The following is a 17,351-nucleotide window of genomic DNA, read 5'->3' as shown; positions in this document are numbered from 1 at the left end:
AATCCGGACGCGAGTGCCGGCATCCCTTGCCGCCCACGCGGCCCTAGCGGCCCTCGCAATAGGCCGGGGTGTTCATCCCGGCCGGATCGAGGAGAGATGATTTGCGCTGCCGGCGCGATCAGGCGTCACGGGTGCGGGGATGGGGACATCCCTGTCACCCGGCGGCTTGCGAGCACTGCAAAGGGTAGAATGGCGATACATTTTGCGATTCTGGTATCCCGTTCCGAATCCTCACCCGGAGATCCCCCCAAATGCGCAAGCTCACGTTTCTACTTCTGGCCACGACCGTACTGCTGGCGAGTTGTGCCGTCTATCTTCCCGATGATGGCGGTTACGGCGGACGTGGCGGCCCGGGTAACGGCTTCTGCCCCCCGGGGCAGGCGAAAAAGGGGAACTGCTAAGCGCCGAGGGACGCGAAGCGCCCGCCCGCATATCGGCCGGCGGGCGCTTCGCACGGAATCAGGCCGACGCCGCCCTGGCATCGCGCCGCCCCACATCCGGCCCAACCCCCGGCCGAACCTGCAGCATCGCAAACACACCCACCGCCGTCGCCACCGCCGTCGCGACGAACATCGACGAGTAGCCATATTTGGCGGACAGAATGCCGGCCAACGTCGGTGCGAGTACCGACGCGATGTTCGCAATGAAGTGCATCAGCCCGCTGAACGTGCCCACGCGCGTCGGCGCCGTGTCGATCACCACCGCCCAATACACCGAGTTCGGCAGCGCGTTGAGCGCATTGCCCAGCGTCATCAGCGCGATCACCGTCCACACGCTCTGTGCCTGCGACACCAACAGGAAGCACAACGTGGTGCACGTGAGGGCCGCCGCCGCGAACCAGCTCCGCGCTACCACCAGCTTGCCCGTCTTGCGATACAGCCAGTCGGAAATGCGTCCCCCGAGCAGCACGGTCACGCACGCGCCCGTCCACGGAATCATGCCGATATACCAGAGCGACGACAGCGTGAAATGAAACTCGTCGGCGAGATATTTCGGCGTCCAGGTCAACAGCATGAAGTTGACATAGATGAACGCGAAGTAGCCTATCGAGTTGAAGACCAGCGTCTTGCTCCTGAAGAAGCTCCACCATGGCAAAGCGCTGGCCGCCGCTGCCGCCAACGCGTTCTGGGCCGGACGCCCCGCCTGAATCTGCGCCAACTCGGCGGCGTTCACGCGCGGGTTGTCCTCGGGGCGATTCGTATAGACGCGCGCAAACAATGCGATCAGCACGAAACCCGCCGCGCCGAGCACGATATACATCGTTCGCCAGCTATCGGTGAGCAGCAGCAATCCCACCGCGACCGGGGCCGTCAGCAGGGCGCCAAGCGGGGTGCTCAGCAGCCCGATGGACACCGCGAAGCCGCGCTCCGACGGCGATGCCCATGCGGACATCGTCTTGTTGATGATGGAGTAGGCCGGTCCCTCGGCAAACCCGAACAGCACGCGGATCGTTGCGAACCCGGTCAGGGCCGACCCGCCAAAGACCGCGATCCCGATGTCGCCCGCCCAGATCATGGCGATGGCAAACGCCGACCATGCGATGCCCGCAATCACCCACACCCGCTTCGCGCCCAGCCGGTCGGCCAGCGCACCGCCGAACAGCGCGCCAAACATATAGCCGTAGCCGAAATAGCCGAGGACCGCGCCCCAGCCCGCGCGGTCGAAGCCGTATTCGGACGTGATCTGCGCCGCCGAGTACGAAATCGCGCCGCGGTCAATGTAGTTCACGAGGGCAATCACCACGATCAACGCGAATACCGCGAACCGGTATCGCGTCGCCCCGGCGGCCGCATGGCCCACAGTGCTTGCATGACGTCTCCTAAGTGTTGGGTTCCCTGCGAAGCGCCCGATGCCCTTCACAAACGATTGTCGATTATATATAATGCACAATGCATATCAACTGAAATCAAAAACCGGTCCACCATGTCCAACTCGCTTCCCGTGGTTGCTGTCGCCTCGCTTGGCGGCACGATCAGCATGACCCCGTCAGACGCCGCAGGCGGCGTCGTCCCGACGCTCGACGCCGCGCAACTGGCCCGTTCGGTGCCGGGTTTGTCGGACGTCGCGACTATGACTACCGCATCGCTTCGCCAACTGCCGAGTGCTTCGCTACGGTATGACGATCTGATGGAGGCGCTCGCCTGGGCCGAGCAGCAGGTCGCGGCGGGAGCGTGCGGCGTCGTGCTGACGCAGGGCACCGATACGCTAGAGGAAACGGCGTTCCTGCTGGACTTGTACTGGACGCTGCCCGCACCGCTGGTCATCACCGGTGCGATGCGCGCCCCGCAGGCCGCCGGCGCGGATGGTCCTGCGAATCTGCTGGCGGCGGTCAAGGTGGCGGTTCATCCGGAAAGCGCCGGACGCGGCGTGCTCGTCGTGATGAACGACACCGCGCACTACGCGCGGTGGGTCAGCAAGGGCGACGCGCTCGCGGTGCAGGCCTTTGTGTCGCGCGACGGCGGCGTTGCCGCGCGTCTCGTCGAGGGATATCCCGCGTTCTTCCATGCGTGCCTGGCGCGTTCGCAACGTCTGGCGCGGCCCGTGCGTGCGTGGCCGAAGGTCGCGCTGGTGACGGCCGTGCTGGGCGACGACGGCGAACTGGCGGAGCTGGCGGTGAAGGGCGGCTACGAGGCCGTCGTGATTGCCGGGCAGGGCGCGGGACACGTCTCCTTCGCATTCGCCGAGCGCATTGGCGGGTTGGCCGGGCAAGTGCCGGTGGTGATCGCCAGTCGCGCAGCAGGTGGCTCGACGGCGTTTCATACCTATGGGTATGTCGGTGCTGAAATCGACCTGGTCCGGCGCGGCGCGCACATGGCCGGTTGGCTCTCGGCGCTCAAGGCCCGGCTGCTGGTGGCGGCGCTTCTCGCGTCGGGTGTTGCGCCCGGCGCAGTGGGGGAGGCGCTGGCGAATTGGAGTAAACTCTCGCGTCAATAATCCCTACACGGCACCCCTTTGAAAAGCGCGCCCTCCGCATCGGCCAGCATGTCCAGCGAATCCAGCGTGTCCGGCGTGTCCGGCGCATCCGGTCTGTCCGGCACGTCGGGCCGTCGCCGGCTCACGGCCTACCAATATGCCATCGAGACGTTGCGTACCGAGATTCTGCAAGGCAAGTTGAAGGCGGGCGACCGGCTTCGGCAGGACGATCTCGCGCGCCGTCTGGAGATGTCGACGACGCCCGTGCGTGAAGCGCTGCGCACGCTGGTGTCCGAGGGGCTGGTGTTTTTTGACGTCCACCGCGGTGCCGTGGTGCGCGGTCTGACGATCGACGACGTCAACGAGCTGTATCGTCTGCGCAAGACCCTCGAACCGATGATGGCCGAACAAGCGATGGCCACGCTTCGGGAGGCCGACATCGCCAATGCGCAGGCGCTGCACGCCGAGATGCGCGAAACGTCCGATGTCGCCAAATGGACCGAGTTGAATCAGGCGTTTCACGCGGCGTTGTGGGCATCGCAGGACAACTCCCGTCTGGCGCACCTGATCAAGACCCTGCGCGACGCGTCGGGTCCGTACATCGCGCTGTCGCTCCATATGCGTCCCGTGCATATCGGTGTGAGCAATCGGGAACACCAGAAGATGCTCGCCGAGTACCGCGCGCGTGACGTAGCCGCCGCCCGGCAGCACACGGCGGATCACCTCGACGCCACGCTGCGCATCATCGTCAAGGCCATCGAGCAGACCGAGGCCGAGGCGGCGGCGAACGAGTGACGTTTGCGGGTGGCGTTTTCCTGTGACGCGGGCGCGATAGCCACCGCGAATCGTCTGTTCGCTGGCGTTGGGCGCAGGAAAAGCCGATGCATATCGTTTCAACCAACACATCGTTCGCGGGCAAATAAAAAGCGGCTCGCCTGCGCACGCCGGCGAGCCGCGAATGCCTGAACGCGCGCATCGGCGTTCGGCCCACAGGACCGCATGCGTCCCATGTTCTTCCCCGGCGTCGACAATGCGCGTCGGCGCCATCGCAATGGTTGAGCCCGTCGCATCCATCGCAACGGTCGCCGCATCCGGTCGCCCGCCCGTCGGCGTTGGCGACCGTCGGCGATGTCATCTGCCCGCTAGCATCGAGCCCCGCTCACGCAAGTTGACGTGCATGTCGAACGCGTGTTCCAGCGCGTGCGGCGTCTGCCCGCCATAGCGCAGGGCGTTGCGATAGTAGTCGCGCAACACTTCCCGGTAGCTCGGGTGCGCGCAATGATCGATCACCCGGTTCACGCGCTCGCGCGGGGCGAGCGTGCGCAGATCGGCCAGGCCTTGCTCCGTCACGAGGATGTCCACGTCGTGCTCGTTGTGGTCGACGTGCGGCACCATCGGCACGATGCTCGAGATCTTTCCGTCCTTGGCAATCGACTTGGTGGCGAAGATCGCGATGCGCGCATTGCGAGCGAAGTCGCCCGAGCCGCCGATACCGTTCATCATGTGCGTGCCGCCGACGTGCGTGGAATTCACGTTGCCGTAAATGTCCGCTTCGAGCGCGGTGTTGAGTGCGATCAACCCCAGCCGTCGAATGACTTCAGGATGGTTGCTGACCTCCTGCGGACGCAGCACGAGCTTGTCGCGATAGCGCTCGAGATGCTTGAAAACACGATCCTGCACGGCTTGCGACACCGTGATCGACGACCCCGACGCGAACACCATCTTGCCCGCATCCATGAGTTCGAACGTCGAGTCCTGGAGCACCTCCGAATACATCGTGAGGTCCTCGAACGGCGAGTCGATGAAGCCCGTGAGCACCGCATTGGCAATGGTGCCGATGCCCGACTGAATCGCCGGCAGCGTGCGCGGCAGGCGGCCGCGCGAGACTTCGTGCTGGAAAAATTCGATGAGGTGGCCGGCGATGTTCTGCGTGTCCGCATCGGGCGGCAGCGCGTTGGAGGCGCTGTCCGGCGTGTCGGTGATAACGATGGCGGCGATCTTCTCCGGCGCAATCTTCACCACGTTCGTGCCGACGCGATCGCGCACGTCGACGATGGGCAACGGCGCGCGATGCGGACGCTGGCCCGGAATCCAGATGTCGTGCATGCCTTCGAAGGCGAGTGGCTGCGCGAGGTTGATCTCGACAATCACTTTGTCCGCGAGGATCGCAAAGCTCGCCGAATTGCCAACCGACGAACTCGGCACGAGGCCGCCGTCTTCCGTGATGGCGACCGCCTCGATCACGGCCACATCGAGCGCGCCGAACTGTCCGGTGCGCAGGAATTCGACGGTCTCCGACAAATGCTGATCAACAAACATCACGTCGCCGCGATTGATCGCGCCGCGCAGCGTCGTGTCGACCTGGAACGGCAGACGCTTCGCCAGCACGCCCGCTTCGGTCAGCGTCTTGTCGGAATCGTGTCCGAGCGACGCCCCCGTGATCAGCGTGATCTTCATCGGGTGGGCCTTGGCCCGCTTGGCCAGCGCAATGGGCATGTCCTTGGCGTCGCCGGCGCGGGTGAACCCGCTCATGCCGACCACCATGCCGTCTCGCACCAACATCGCCGCTTCGTCGGCACTCATCACCCGGTCGCGCAGCGACGCCAGGCGGATGCGGTCTTCAAACATCTTCAGGCTCCTCGTCTCTCTTATTCGAATCCCTTGATCTCTCGGCGTGGCCGCTAAGGGCAAGCTCGTCCGCGCCTGATTCGCAGTGTATTGACCCATCGGTCACATTTCCAATATATTCAAGGCGCTATTTGAATACTTTTTATGTATGAATGACGGAAACCCCAATGGGGCCGGGCAGACAGAGGAGCGGTCATGGAATTGCGGCATTTGCAATATTTCATTGCGGTCGCCGAGGAGCGTCATTTCACGCGGGCGGCGGCGCGTGTCGGCATTCAGCAGCCGCCGTTGAGCTTGCAGATTCGGCAACTCGAGGCCGAATTGGGCGGGCCGTTGTTCGTACGTCTGCCGCGCGATGTCGTGCTCACGGAACTGGGGGAGGCGTTCCTGCCGGAAGCGCGGCAGGTGCTGGAGCGCGTAGAGCGCGTCAAACGCCGGATGCAGCAGATCTCACGCGGCGAGGCAGGGCAGATCCGCATCGGGTTTGCGGGCGCGACATACTTCGAGCCCCGCATTCCTGCGTGGATCCGTGACTTCCGCGCACGCTACCCGGACGTGCAACTGCATCCGCAACAGAGCAACACGGCCAGTCTGCTCACGGCGCTGGTCGACGAAGCGGTCGACGTGGCGTTTGTGCGCACGCCGTTCGAGGTGCCGCCCGGAATCGTCATGGTGCCGGTCGTCGACGAGCCAATGGTGGTGGTGTTGCCGCTTGGCCACGCGATGTGCGCGCGCAAACGCGTGCCGCTGGCCGCGCTCGCCCGCGACGAGTTCATCCTGCTGCCGCGCGAGATCAGTCCCGCGCTGTATGACCGCACGATTGCGGCCTGCGAGTCGGCCGGATTTCACCCGAAGCTCGGACAGGAGGCGCCGCAGATCACGTCGATCGTGCCGATGGTGGCGGCGGGGTTCGGGGTGTCGCTGGTGCCGGCGTCGGTGAGTCAGATTCGTACGCCCGGCATGGGGTTCTGGCCGATCGAGGGTGACGTGCCGCTCGCGCCGATCAGTCTCGCTTATCGCGCCGAACACGCCTCGGCGGCGATCGATCGATTCATTGCGATGTCGCCGCAGGCCTTGCCTGACAGTGACGACAACGTAACGTCGTCCGTCTGATCGCCTCGGTGGCGTCCGGGCACGGCTTGTCGCGTTACGCCGACGACTCGCCATCGTTGGCGGCAGGGCGGGGCGTCGTGGGGAGGGGACGACCGGCGTCAGCGCGCCGCAAGGCCGGCGCATCGCCGTACACGTCGTAGCCGCGCTGGCGTGGGCTGGGCACGGCATCGTCGCGCGTGGGCAGCCAGCCATTGGCACGCAGCTTGCCGATGAGCAGCGGATGAATCATCAGCGAGTAGAACAGGCAGGTGGCGGGCAGCGAAAACGCTAACGCCGAATCCTTCCAGATCAACGCGGGTCCGATGGCGAGGACGGTCCAGGCGAGCGCATGCCACGTGAATCCGTAGGCCATGAGGTAAAGCGGACCGAGGAAGAAGGCCGCGACACACGACAGACGCGTGATCTCGACGACATCTCCGTTCGCCGGATTGCGAAATTTGAGCGTCATGGCGAGGTCGTGAGAAGGAGGACGGGGAGCCCAACGTTACCGTACCGCCGACCCCATTTCGTCCCCCCCTGTTTACGATATCGGCTTGCCGGATTGCCGAGCGTCGGCGGGCGACGTTGGCCGATGCGCTCCCTTCCGAGGACACAACGAGTGAGCGTGACAGTCACGCTTCGGGAACGACGTTGCGATGTCGACGGCGGACAAACTATTTACGCCGGATCCGGAGAACTACCGAGAATAGCGACAGTGATTCGGGGCTAGAGTGGAGTTGCCGTGGCTCAGATGTGCCCCCGACCTCCACGGACTATCCGGCTCGCCGATCAGGCGGGCCGCTTTTTTTTCGACCGTTTGTCGAGATTCCTTAACATGCTAGGATTTCCTGAAAAACAGCATCGGTCGGCAGCGTGATTGCTGCCGCTGGATTGAAAGGGGACATGTGATGCAATCTTTTCGGTTTTCCTGGCACTACGTCAGCCACACGCCGCCGGGGCGCCCGTTCGACTTGGAGGGCGCGGTCACGCCGCGTACCGACGAACGTTTTGATGGTGCCGTCGATGCCTATTGTGAGGGGCACTACATCGGACGTTGCGAATTTTCGAGCATCGATGCCCATGATGTGTCCGAGGCGGTGGCAATGGTCCGAAAACGGATCGAGCGCCGCATCGAAGATCGCGTCGCGCACGAGAGTCAGACATCCCACTGAATGCCCTGTAAGGGCAGGATCGGCGAGCAAAAAAAAACGGCCAGCAAGTTGCTGGCCGTGAAATCCACCAGGAGGAGGTGGAGGAGACAGGTGTAACTATATCAGGGAAATCCCTAGACGGGTTAACCTTCGCAAGAAAATTTGTAGAAAAACGCCAACTGCGACAATTCGTCGCTTTTCGTCGCATCCATCGCCCAATTCCCCCGCCTGTATAGCCCGCTGGCATTTTGCCAGGGCGGCTCCCATCGTTCCGATGGAGAAAAACCACAAAGCTGAGCGCCATGTCCGTGAGCCGAGGTTCCACCGATCTCGCCCGGATTCCTGCACCCATCGCGTTTGCATGTCCTGAAAATGTCAGTGTTAACACTAGGCATTAATTTACGTTTGGCGAGATAAACTTCCGCAAAGCGTAATTTAGTGTGCGCCGGAATTAGGGGGATTCGCCGTTCGATCCGGCGCATGACATGCCTTGGTTGCTGGATTCGGGCAACGAGGCGCCTGGGACGAGGCCGCGATGGGAATAGGCCGTCGCCAGCGCCTCGACCGGGAACGCAATGCCACGAAGTTGCAAAAAACGTTGGGAGACAAAATGAAAGCAGCAGAAGTGAATGTGGGCGCACTGATCGACGAGAGTCGTCTGGGCGCGTATCAGTGGTGGGTGATCGCCTTGTGCGCAATGTGCCTGGTGGTCGATGGCTTCGATGTCCAGGCGATGGGGTATGTCGCGCCGGTGGTGATTCGGGAATGGGGCATTGCCAAGGAAACCCTCTCGCCGGTATTCGGCGCGGGGCTGTTCGGCATGCTGGTCGGCTCGCTTACCTTTTCGGCGCTGGCCGACAAGCTGGGCCGTCGCCCGGTGCTCATTGGCGCGACCCTGTGCTTCTCGGCGTGCATGATCGTCACCGGTTTCGCCAATACGATTACAGAACTGGTCGTCTGGCGCTTTGCGGCCGGGCTGGGCCTGGGTTGCATCATGCCGAACGCGATGGCGCTTGCCGGCGAGTACAGCCCGCGCCGCATTCGCGTGTCGCTGATGATGATCGTGTCGTGTGGCTTCACGCTGGGCGGTGTGCTCGGCGGCCTCATCACGGCGGCGATCATTCCGAGCCTGGGCTGGCGCGCGGTGTTCTACATCGGGGGTGCCATTCCGTTGGTGCTCGGTGTGCTGATGTGGATCTCGCTGCCGGAGTCGATCCAGTTCCTGATGTTCGGCAAACGCGACAACGCACACATTCGCAAGCAATTGCTGCGCGTGGCACCCGGCGCCAACGTGCCGGTCGACGCGCGCTTCGTGCTTGACGAGCAGAAGGCGAAAGGCGTGCCGTTCGTCGAGCTGTTCAAGGACGGCCGCGCACGGGTGACGCTGCTGCTCTGGGTGGTGAACTTCGCAAACTTGCTCGACATGTACTTCCTGTCGAACTGGTTGCCGACGGTGATTCGCGATGCGGGCTATTCGACACAGGTCGCCGTGATGGCGGGCACCGCGCTGTGGGCAGGCGGTGTGATCGGCACGCTACTGCTCGGCCGCGTGATCGATCGCGTCGGCTTCACGAGCGTGCTGGCCGTGACGTTCCTCATCGCGATGGCGGCGACGGCGGCGATCGGCAATCCGATGGTCATGGTGTCGATGGTCGCGGTGTTCATCGCCATCTTCTTCGCGGGCTTCTCGATCATCGGCGGGCAACCGGCGCTCAACGCACTCGCCGCGACGTATTACCCCACCTCGTTGCGTTCCACCGGCATTGGCTGGAGCCTCGGTATCGGCCGCATCGGTTCGGTGCTCGGTCCGGTGCTGGGCGGCGCGCTGATGCATTTGCAATGGTCGTCGTCGTCGCTGTTCCTGGCGGCGGCGGTGCCTGCGTGCGTTTCGTTGATCGGCGTGCTGGCGATTGCCCGCACGCAGCGCAGCGACGGCGGCAGCCTGCAGGCGGCAACGGCCGGATGAGGTGGCGAGGCCGAGAGGTGCGGGACCCGAACGCTGCGCCATAAGCATCGGTTAGGGATCCGATAACCATCGAGTATGAAAGTGCGACGCCCGCCAGCGTTATCATGGCGGGCGTCGTTTTTTGCGGCGTCTCCCGCGGCGCGACAGCCATTGCGCCGACTCATCAGAGCGACCATGACATCGACGTCCGAACTCTCTCCTGCGTTGCCTTCCGAGCGTGTGTTGCTCGGCATTCTCGGCCTGTTCATGATGATCGCGCCCGCCTCCACGGACATGTATCTGCCGGGCCTCGTGACGTTGCGACACGAACTGGGCGCGAGTGTCGCGACCACGCAGCTCACGCTCTCCTACTTTTTCCTGGGGTTCGCCTTCGGGCAGCTTCTGTGGGGGCCGCTCGCGGACCGATTTGGGCGTCGTCGGCCGATGGCGGCGGGGATCGCGCTGTACATCTTCGGCAGCATCGGCTGTGCGTTTTCCGACACCATCGATCACATGATGGTCTGGCGCTTCGTGCAGGCGCTAGGTGGATGCGCCATGCCCGTGATTGCGCAAGCTATCGTGCGTGACGTCTACGGGCCGCGCCACAGTGCGCGCGCCTTTTCGATCATGCTGCTGGTGATGAGTGTTGCACCGATCGTGGCGCCGCTCGTTGGCGGACAGATGCTGCGCGTCACGACGTGGCGGGCGATCTTCGGCATTCTCGCGGTGTTCGGCGCGGTGGCGATGCTGGCCTTGTGGCGTTTGCCGGAGACCGGGGCGGTGCACGCGCGTCAGTCGGGCGGGCCGCGTGCCGTCCTGATGTCCTATTGGCATCTGTTGCGCGACGCGCATTTCGTCGGCTACATGCTGGCGGGCGGCGCGGTCTTTGGCGCGTCGTTCACCTACATTACGGGCACGCCGCTGGTGTACATGGAGTACTTCCATGTGTCGCCGCAGTTTTTCGGGGTGCTCTTCGGCATCAATATCGTCGGCATGGCGGCGATGACCATGTTCAACTCGCGCCGTGTGGGGCAGTTCGGCGCAGATCGCCTGATGCGTGCCGGCATTGTGGGCTGTGCGATCGTCACGACCGTGTTGTGCGCGAGCGCGTGGCTGGGGGTCGCGCGGCTGCCGTTGATGGTGGCGCTACTGTTTCTGTTCATGTCGCTGCGCGGCATCATCACGGCGAATTCGGTGGCAGGGGCGCTCGCCAATCACCCGACGCGCGCCGGCGCGGCGGCGGCGCTCGTGGGCAGTGTGCAGTATGGTTTCGGCTTCGCGGCGGGCGGGCTGCTCGGCGTGCTCAACGATGGCTCCCCGCGTCCGCTCGCAACGGTCATGTGCGGTTTCGCATGGCTCGCGCTCGTCGCGCTGTTGGCGATGCTGCGCAAGCCGCAGCACGCCCACTGAACCCACCGGGCGCGCCGGGCGCCGACGCGGCGACCTACAACGCCAGCACCAGCGATTTGCCGCAGGCGCGCGAGCAGCATGACATCATCTTCGTGTTCGCGTCGCGCTCGGCGCGTGTAAGCACCACATCGCGGTGATCCACGTCACCCTCCAGCACCTGCACCTCGCAGGAACCGCACAGTCCTTCCTCGCAGTCGCTCTGGACGTCGATGTTCGCCGCGCGCAGCGCCGTGAGCAGCGTCTGATCGGCCGGCACCGTCACCGTGATGCCGGAATCCTTGAGCGTGACGTCGAATGCATGCTCCTTCGCGGGATCGAGCGTGCCCAGTTGCGACTGGAAGTGTTCGACGCGCAGCGTGTCGTCCGGCCAGGGCGCGCAACATTGCGCGAGGGCGTCGAGCATTCGTAGCGGGCCGCAGGCATACACTTGCGTGCCGTCTTGCGGCGTGGCGAGCAGGCTGGCGTAGTCGGCGCGCTGGCCCTCGTCGCTCACCCACAAATGTAGACGCTCGCCATGCAGCGCGTGGAGTTCGTCGATCAACGCCATCGTGCGGCGGCTGCGGCCGCTGTAATGGATTTCGTAGTCGATGCCCAGTGCTTTCGCGCGCCGCGCCATGGCGGCAATCGGCGTGACGCCAATGCCGCCTGCAACGAAGATGGCACGACGCGTCGTTTCATCGAGCCGGAAGTGATTGCGCGGACCGCGAATGCGCAGGCGGTCACCGGCTTTCACTTGCGTATGAACCCAGTGCGAACCGCCACGGCCTTGCGGTTCGTGCAGCACGGCGATTTCCAGCGCGCCGGTGTCGGTCGGATCGCCGCACAGCGAATACTGACGCGACAGCCCCGTGTCGCCGCACTCGATGTCGATGTGCGAGCCCGGGGCCCAGCGCGGCATGGCGCGGCCGTCCGGGGCGACCAGGCGTAGCTTCACGATGCCGTCGGCCTCCGGCAGCACGGACTCGACCACGACCGGACGCGTCACGCTGTGTCCCGAGGGTTCGCCAATGCGCACGGGCGAATGACGCGTGAGCACGGCGGGGTCGCGGCGCTCGGGGTTCTGCGCCGGATCCCACTCGACCCACACATGCTCCGGGCCGCGGAACGAGGTGTTCGGCACATACGTGAACGTCTGCTGTGCCAGCGTCATGTGCGGCAGCCGGCGCGTGAATTCCTCGAGGAAGATCTGCATTTCCATGCGGGCGAGATTCTTGCCCATGCATTGGTGCGAGCCGTAGCCGAACGTCAACTGATCGCTCGCGTTTTCGCGGCGAATGTCGAACAGGTCGGCGTCGGCGAAGTGCGCTTCATCATGGTTGGCTGACGAGGTCACGATCAGCAGCTTCGCGCCCGCGGCGATGTCGATGCCGCCAATGTTGACGTCCCGAGTGACCAGCCGGCGCCATGCGGCGACCGAGCCGTTATGACGCAGACACTCTTCGACGGCGTTCGGAATCAGCGATGGGTCGTCGCAGATCTCACGCCAGACGTCCGGATGCTGGAGCAGCAGCTTCATGGCGTTCGCGGTGGCGTTGGCCGTCGTCTCGTGCGCGGCCACGATGCCCGCCATCATCATCGAATGCAGATACGAATCGGTGACGACGTCGGGATAATCCTTCTGCTTGCGAATGCCGTACTGCATCCAGCCCGACCCCTCGGGGTGCTGGCGCATCTTGTCGAGAATCTTGCCCGCCAGTTGCCAGAAATTGCCCACGGCGTGGGCCACGGCCACCTGCTCTTCGGGCTTGGGGCGTCCCCACGTGTTGACCGTGTGCGCGATGGAATACTCGCGCAGCTTGTCCATGTCTTCCTCCGGCACGCCGAGGAAGTGCAGCGCCACCGTGAGCGGCACTTCCCACAGCATCTGGTCGACGAGATCGGCGCGGCCGTCGTTGATGAAGCGGTCCACGTAGTCGCGTGCGAGTTGGCGCACCAGCGGCTCGTGATGCTTGAGATGCTCGGGCGTGAACGGCTCCATCAACACGCGACGACGCGGCATGTGGGCGGGTTCGTCTTCGTTCACCAGCGTGCGGTTGAGCGCAAAGCCGTAGGAGGCGAGCACGGCATTCGCCTCCGGTCCGGTCGGCGTGATCTTTTCCAGCGCAATCGACGGGCTGAACGTGAGGTTGTCACGGAAGATCGCCTTGATGTCGTCGTAGCGTGTGACAACCCAGTAGCCGAGCTTCGGGCTGTAGAACACCGGCTCTTGCTCGCGCGCCCAGCGCACGTACTCGGGCGGGTCTTGCTGGTAGCCGTCTTCGAACGGGTCAAAGTCCGCGGCACGGGCGCTCACCGGGCATCCGTTGGGGGCTGTGGCGGCAGGCGTCTGATGAAAGGGGCAGCCGCCGGCGGCGGCCGTGTCGGGGGTGGGGGCAATCGGTTGGCTCATCCGTTCACGCTCTGTGGGTCCGGTGTGACGAGCGCCGCGTTGGGCTCGCGACGACACGCGCAATATAGAACAAGTGTAGAGGAGCGATCACGCGATCGGGCGGTGCGCCTCTCCTCCCTGGAATTTATTAAGCGTAAATATAATACGCATTGCGTAATTAGGTGGACTGGGGTTAACCTCTAGCCTCGCCGATGCCGGACAATATCGCTTTGCATCATAAAATCTCGGCGATGACGACAAGCAAACGACCCACCGCAGGCCTCCCGCGCAGCGCCGATACGCCTGCGCGCGCGACGACCGGCCTCACGCCATCGCGCGCCGATGCCCCTCATGACGACGATGTCACCGACGCGCCCCGCGAGCGCGGTCGCCGTCAACGTGTGCAGTCGGCCGAGACCGGCATGGTCGTGCTCAAGGGGCTGGCCCGGCTGGGCGGTCGCGCGAGTCTGACCGCGCTCGCCCAGCATGTGCAGCAAAGTCCGGCCAAAGTGCATCGGTATCTGATGAGTCTCGTGGAGGAGGGCCTCGTCGCGCAGGATACCGACTCGCAGCACTACCATCTCGGACTCGAAGCGATGCTCATCGGCGTGGCGGCCATGCGGCAGGCCGACCCGGTGCGTGCGGCCGAACCGGCGCTCGTGCGCTTGCGCGAAGCCTTCGATGTCACCTGCTTCATCGCCGTCATGGGCAACAAGGGACCGACCATCGTGCGTTTCGAGGAGCCGGGCCTGCCCGTGACAATCAACGTGCGCATCGGGTCGGTCATGTCGATGCTCTGGTCGGCCGCCGGCCGCGTTTTTCTCGGATGCCTGGACGATCCGCAAGTAATGGCGATGGCCGAAGCCGAGTTGGCTCATGCCTCGCCGGAGCAACGCGCACAGCTCGATGCGTCCGATCCCATCGGCGCGCTGCGTGCCGAGGTGCGCGCCGCGCAGGGGGCAAGCGTTCGCGACACCAACCTGACGGGGATCAGCGCGCTGGCCGCGCCGGTGTTCAACTACGACGGCCGCTTGGTCGGGGTTGTCACGGCGCTGGGTGCCACGGGCGGGTTCGACGCGCGCATGGACGGCCCGATTGGCGAGGCGGTGCGCCGCGAAGCCTTGTCCGCAAGCCACGCGCTGGGCTATCGTCCGAAGCTGCCGTCCGGCGCCTGATGGGGCGGCGTTTCGCAGAACTGACGATCGGTTTCGGGATTCGGGACAGCGAGTGTCGGCGCGGGGCCCAATGCAAGGGCGATTGGCCTGAATTTGCGCTATTCTGACCCGCTGTTTTTCACCGTCATCGACTTCCTGGAGGAGACACCCATGCGTCGTCGCTCGCGCCGTATTTTCGCTGCCGCTCTGACGGCCCTGTCGCTGCCGATGGTGCCGCTCGCCGCGCATGCCAAGGCGCTCACCGTATGCACCGAAGCCAGCCCCGAAGGCTTCGACGTCGTGCGCTACAACTCGCTGACGACGACCAATGCGTCGGCCGACCCGGTGTTCAATCGGTTGGTCGAGTTCGATGCGTCGCAACGCAAGGTCGTGCCCAGCCTGGCGACCCAGTGGAGCGTCAGCCCCGACGGCCTGACCTACACGTTCACGCTGCGCCCGAACGTGAGCTTCCACAGCAATAGCCTGTTCAAACCGACCCGCGCGTTCAATGCCAACGACGTCGTCTTCACGTTCGAGCGCATGCTCGACGACAAGGCGCCCTGGCACAAGCTCACGCCGTCGGGCTTTCCGCATGCGCAATCGCTCTCGCTGGGCAAGCTGATCAAATCGGTGCAGAAGGTCGACGACCACACCGTTCGCTTCACGTTGTCCGAGCCCGATGCCGTGTTCCTGTCGACGCTCTCGATGGGCTTCGCGTCGATCTATTCGGCCGAGTACGCCGACAAGCTCATCGCGATCAACAAGCCGGGCGAGATGAACGCGCGGCCCATCGGCACGGGCCCGTTTGTCTTCCGTAGCTATCAGAAGGACAGCGTCGTACGGTACGACGCCAACAAATCGTACTTCGGCGGCGCGCCGGCCTCGGATCGTCTCATCTACACGATTGTGCCGGACGCAGCCGTGCGCGCGCAGAAGGTGAAGGTGGGCGAGTGCCAGATCGCGCTCTCGCCCAAACCGGTCGACGTGCAGGCGGCGCGCAGCGACAAGGCGCTCCGAGTGGTCGAGACGCCGGCCTTCATGACGGCGTTCGTCGCGATCAACACGCAACACGAGCCGCTCGACGACAGGCGAGTCCGTCAGGCGCTGAACATGGCGTTCGACCGCGCGAACTACGTCAAGCAGGTGTTCGAAGGGGCCGCAACGCCCGCCACCAACGTGTATCCGCCCAACACGTGGAGCTTTGCGAGGAATGTGGCCGCGTATCCGCTGGACATCGCCAAAGCGAAGAAGCTGCTCGCCGATGCGGGCTTCCCGCAAGGGTTCGAGACGACGATCTGGACGCGCCCGACGGGCAGCCTGTTGAACCCGAACCCGCGCCTGAGCGCCGAGATGCTGCAAAACGACCTCGCCAGGATTGGCGTTCGGGCGCGGATCAAGACCGTGGAGTGGGGCGAGCTGATTCGTCGCGGCAAGGCGGGAGAACATGACTTGCTCTTCATGGGCTGGTCGGGCGACAACGGCGACCCCGATAACTTTCTGACGCCGCAGTTCAGTTGCGCGGCCGTGCAATCAGGCACCAATTTTGCGCGCTTTTGCGACAAAGACCTCGACCAGTTGATCAGCGAAGGCAAACGCTCTCATGATCTCGCCGCGCGAACCGTGAAGTATCAGGTCGCGCAGCGCATGATCAAGGACGATGCGCTCTGGATTCCATTGGCGCATCCGATTGCAGCGGTCATCACGCGCGCGGACGTGACCGGATACGAGGTGAGTCCTTTCGGCCGTCAGGACTTCTCCGCCGTGCAAGTCAAGTAAGCCCCACGCCGATGGTTCGACCATGCCCGCCGTCGGGGCATGGTCGAGCCGTCGGTCCTTAAGGGCATTGTCGCGACATCCCCCTCTGGCGAGCACTCTGCTTCGCCAAACTGCACATCTGAAACCTTTCTGAATTCCGCCATTGCGCGTTGCGCGGCATCCGGGCGTTCGTTGACGCGAGCCGCTCATCATGCGCGCCTCATGCACCGCTCAACCTTGCCTCATGAACCGATCGTCCATGCGGTGGATTGCCGCAATGATGGGGCGTGTTGTAAGCGTTTCAGGAACGATACGTTTTCAGCGCACCCCTTCACGATGTCTCGCGAATTGAGGTATTAGTTTGTTTTAAATCAACTGGTTACAGTGATTGGCACGGAAATCGCGTATATGAATCGCGTATGGCGAAGCGCCAACCCGAACTTCCAGCAGGCTGTTGGCGAGGTACTCCTGTGCTCGCGTGCATGGGACGGCCAGCTATTGCCCGCGATTTTCGCTGACGTGCTCACGCCGTAACGCAGCCTATGTTGGCCGAGGGGTGCGTGTGTCGAAGTGAGTGTGCGCGGGGAGGGAACCATGAACGGGTTCAAGGCGACTTTGGTGACGGCAGCCGCAGCGGTTGTGCTGTGCGGCATTTCGATCAACGCATTACATGCGGCGGGAGGTGGTGGGCACGGTGGTGGCGGTGGCATGGGCTTTGGTGGCGGCAGTAGCGGCGGGCTGGGTGCCTTTGGTGGCCCCGGAGGATTTGGGAATGGCTTTGGCGCCGGTGCCGGCATAGGTGGCGCAGGCGGCTGCGGTTGCGGCGGTCACAGTGGCGGAGGCGGTGGGCCCGGCGGTGGTGGAGGCGGTGGGCCCGGCGGTGGCGGAGGCGGGGGCCCCGGTGGTGGCGGAGGCGGGGGCCCCGGTGGTGGTGG

The 17,351-nt window shown here is 64.3% G+C and carries 14 protein-coding genes; 8 read left to right on the top strand and 6 right to left on the bottom strand.

Going from position 1 to position 17,351, the window contains the following annotated elements; genetic code table 11:
- Positions 1-459: 459 nt before the first annotated feature.
- Positions 460-1,740: an MFS transporter gene (locus PCE31107_RS22320; protein WP_281352602.1), complete on the bottom strand. Its 1,281-nt coding sequence runs from the start codon at positions 1,738-1,740 to the stop codon at positions 460-462.
- A gap of 183 nt (positions 1,741-1,923) precedes the next feature.
- Here PCE31107_RS22320 and PCE31107_RS22315 point away from each other — a divergent pair, with 183 nt between their 5' ends.
- Both PCE31107_RS22315 and PCE31107_RS22310 read left to right on the top strand, forming a co-directional pair.
- Positions 1,924-2,934 (top strand): asparaginase, encoded by a 1,011-nt coding sequence (locus tag PCE31107_RS22315; RefSeq protein WP_150610704.1) that lies wholly within the window; start codon positions 1,924-1,926, stop codon positions 2,932-2,934.
- Between the two features lie 48 nt (positions 2,935-2,982).
- Entirely contained in the window at positions 2,983-3,708 is a 726-nt protein-coding gene (locus tag PCE31107_RS22310; RefSeq protein WP_150610703.1) for a GntR family transcriptional regulator, read from the top strand.
- Between the two features lie 336 nt (positions 3,709-4,044).
- Here PCE31107_RS22310 and scpC read toward each other — a convergent pair whose 3' ends face one another.
- Positions 4,045-5,541: a succinyl-CoA:acetate CoA-transferase ScpC gene (gene scpC / locus PCE31107_RS22305; RefSeq protein ID WP_150610702.1), complete on the bottom strand. Its 1,497-nt coding sequence runs from the start codon at positions 5,539-5,541 to the stop codon at positions 4,045-4,047.
- Between the two features lie 195 nt (positions 5,542-5,736).
- Between scpC and PCE31107_RS22300 the strand changes: the two genes are divergently transcribed.
- Positions 5,737-6,654 carry a LysR substrate-binding domain-containing protein gene (locus tag PCE31107_RS22300; RefSeq protein WP_150610701.1) on the top strand — a complete coding sequence of 306 codons (918 nt, stop codon included), beginning with the start codon at positions 5,737-5,739 and terminating at the stop codon, positions 6,652-6,654.
- Between the two features lie 34 nt (positions 6,655-6,688).
- Here PCE31107_RS22300 and PCE31107_RS22295 read toward each other — a convergent pair whose 3' ends face one another.
- The gene (locus tag PCE31107_RS22295) at positions 6,689-7,102 is read right to left on the bottom strand and encodes a hypothetical protein (RefSeq protein ID WP_150610700.1); all 414 of its coding nucleotides are present in this window, start codon (positions 7,100-7,102) and stop codon (positions 6,689-6,691) included.
- Between the two features lie 361 nt (positions 7,103-7,463).
- Positions 7,464-7,784 (bottom strand): hypothetical protein, encoded by a 321-nt coding sequence (locus PCE31107_RS22290; RefSeq protein ID WP_150610699.1) that lies wholly within the window; start codon positions 7,782-7,784, stop codon positions 7,464-7,466.
- Positions 7,785-8,394: 610 nt separating this feature from the next.
- On the opposite strand from PCE31107_RS22290, the gene PCE31107_RS22285 reads away from it, so the two are divergent.
- Together PCE31107_RS22285 and PCE31107_RS22280 are read left to right on the top strand one after the other, a co-directional pair.
- A complete protein-coding gene (locus PCE31107_RS22285) occupies positions 8,395-9,750 on the top strand; it encodes an MFS transporter (RefSeq protein ID WP_130026419.1) in 1,356 nt (451 codons plus the stop codon).
- A gap of 174 nt (positions 9,751-9,924) precedes the next feature.
- Complete coding sequence (locus tag PCE31107_RS22280; protein WP_174966758.1) at positions 9,925-11,139, top strand: multidrug effflux MFS transporter; 1,215 nt, start codon at positions 9,925-9,927, stop codon at positions 11,137-11,139.
- Positions 11,140-11,173: 34 nt separating this feature from the next.
- Here the strand turns inward: PCE31107_RS22280 and PCE31107_RS22275 are convergent, their stop codons facing one another.
- Positions 11,174-13,528: a cytochrome P450/oxidoreductase gene (locus PCE31107_RS22275; RefSeq protein ID WP_150610697.1), complete on the bottom strand. Its 2,355-nt coding sequence runs from the start codon at positions 13,526-13,528 to the stop codon at positions 11,174-11,176.
- Positions 13,529-13,758: 230 nt separating this feature from the next.
- Here PCE31107_RS22275 and PCE31107_RS22270 point away from each other — a divergent pair, with 230 nt between their 5' ends.
- From PCE31107_RS22270 to PCE31107_RS23830, 3 genes are all read left to right on the top strand, one after another.
- A complete protein-coding gene (locus tag PCE31107_RS22270; RefSeq protein WP_246181940.1) occupies positions 13,759-14,682 on the top strand; it encodes an IclR family transcriptional regulator in 924 nt (307 codons plus the stop codon).
- A gap of 150 nt (positions 14,683-14,832) precedes the next feature.
- Complete coding sequence (locus tag PCE31107_RS22265) at positions 14,833-16,437, top strand: ABC transporter substrate-binding protein (RefSeq protein WP_150610695.1); 1,605 nt, start codon at positions 14,833-14,835, stop codon at positions 16,435-16,437.
- 387 nt (positions 16,438-16,824) lie between these two features.
- Positions 16,825-16,950 carry a hypothetical protein gene (locus tag PCE31107_RS23830; RefSeq protein WP_281352601.1) on the top strand — a complete coding sequence of 42 codons (126 nt, stop codon included), beginning with the start codon at positions 16,825-16,827 and terminating at the stop codon, positions 16,948-16,950.
- A 132-nt stretch (positions 16,951-17,082) separates the two neighbouring features.
- Here PCE31107_RS23830 and PCE31107_RS23555 read toward each other — a convergent pair.
- The coding region (locus PCE31107_RS23555) for a hypothetical protein (RefSeq protein WP_217425225.1) at positions 17,083-17,351 on the bottom strand (269 nt) is incomplete at its 5' end.

The sequence above is a fragment of the Pandoraea cepalis genome (assembly GCF_902459625.1).
Classification (GTDB): Bacteria; Pseudomonadota; Gammaproteobacteria; order Burkholderiales; family Burkholderiaceae; genus Pandoraea; species Pandoraea cepalis.
Note: the sequence above shows the minus strand (reverse complement) of the source record. Positions and strands in the feature narration are given on the sequence as shown.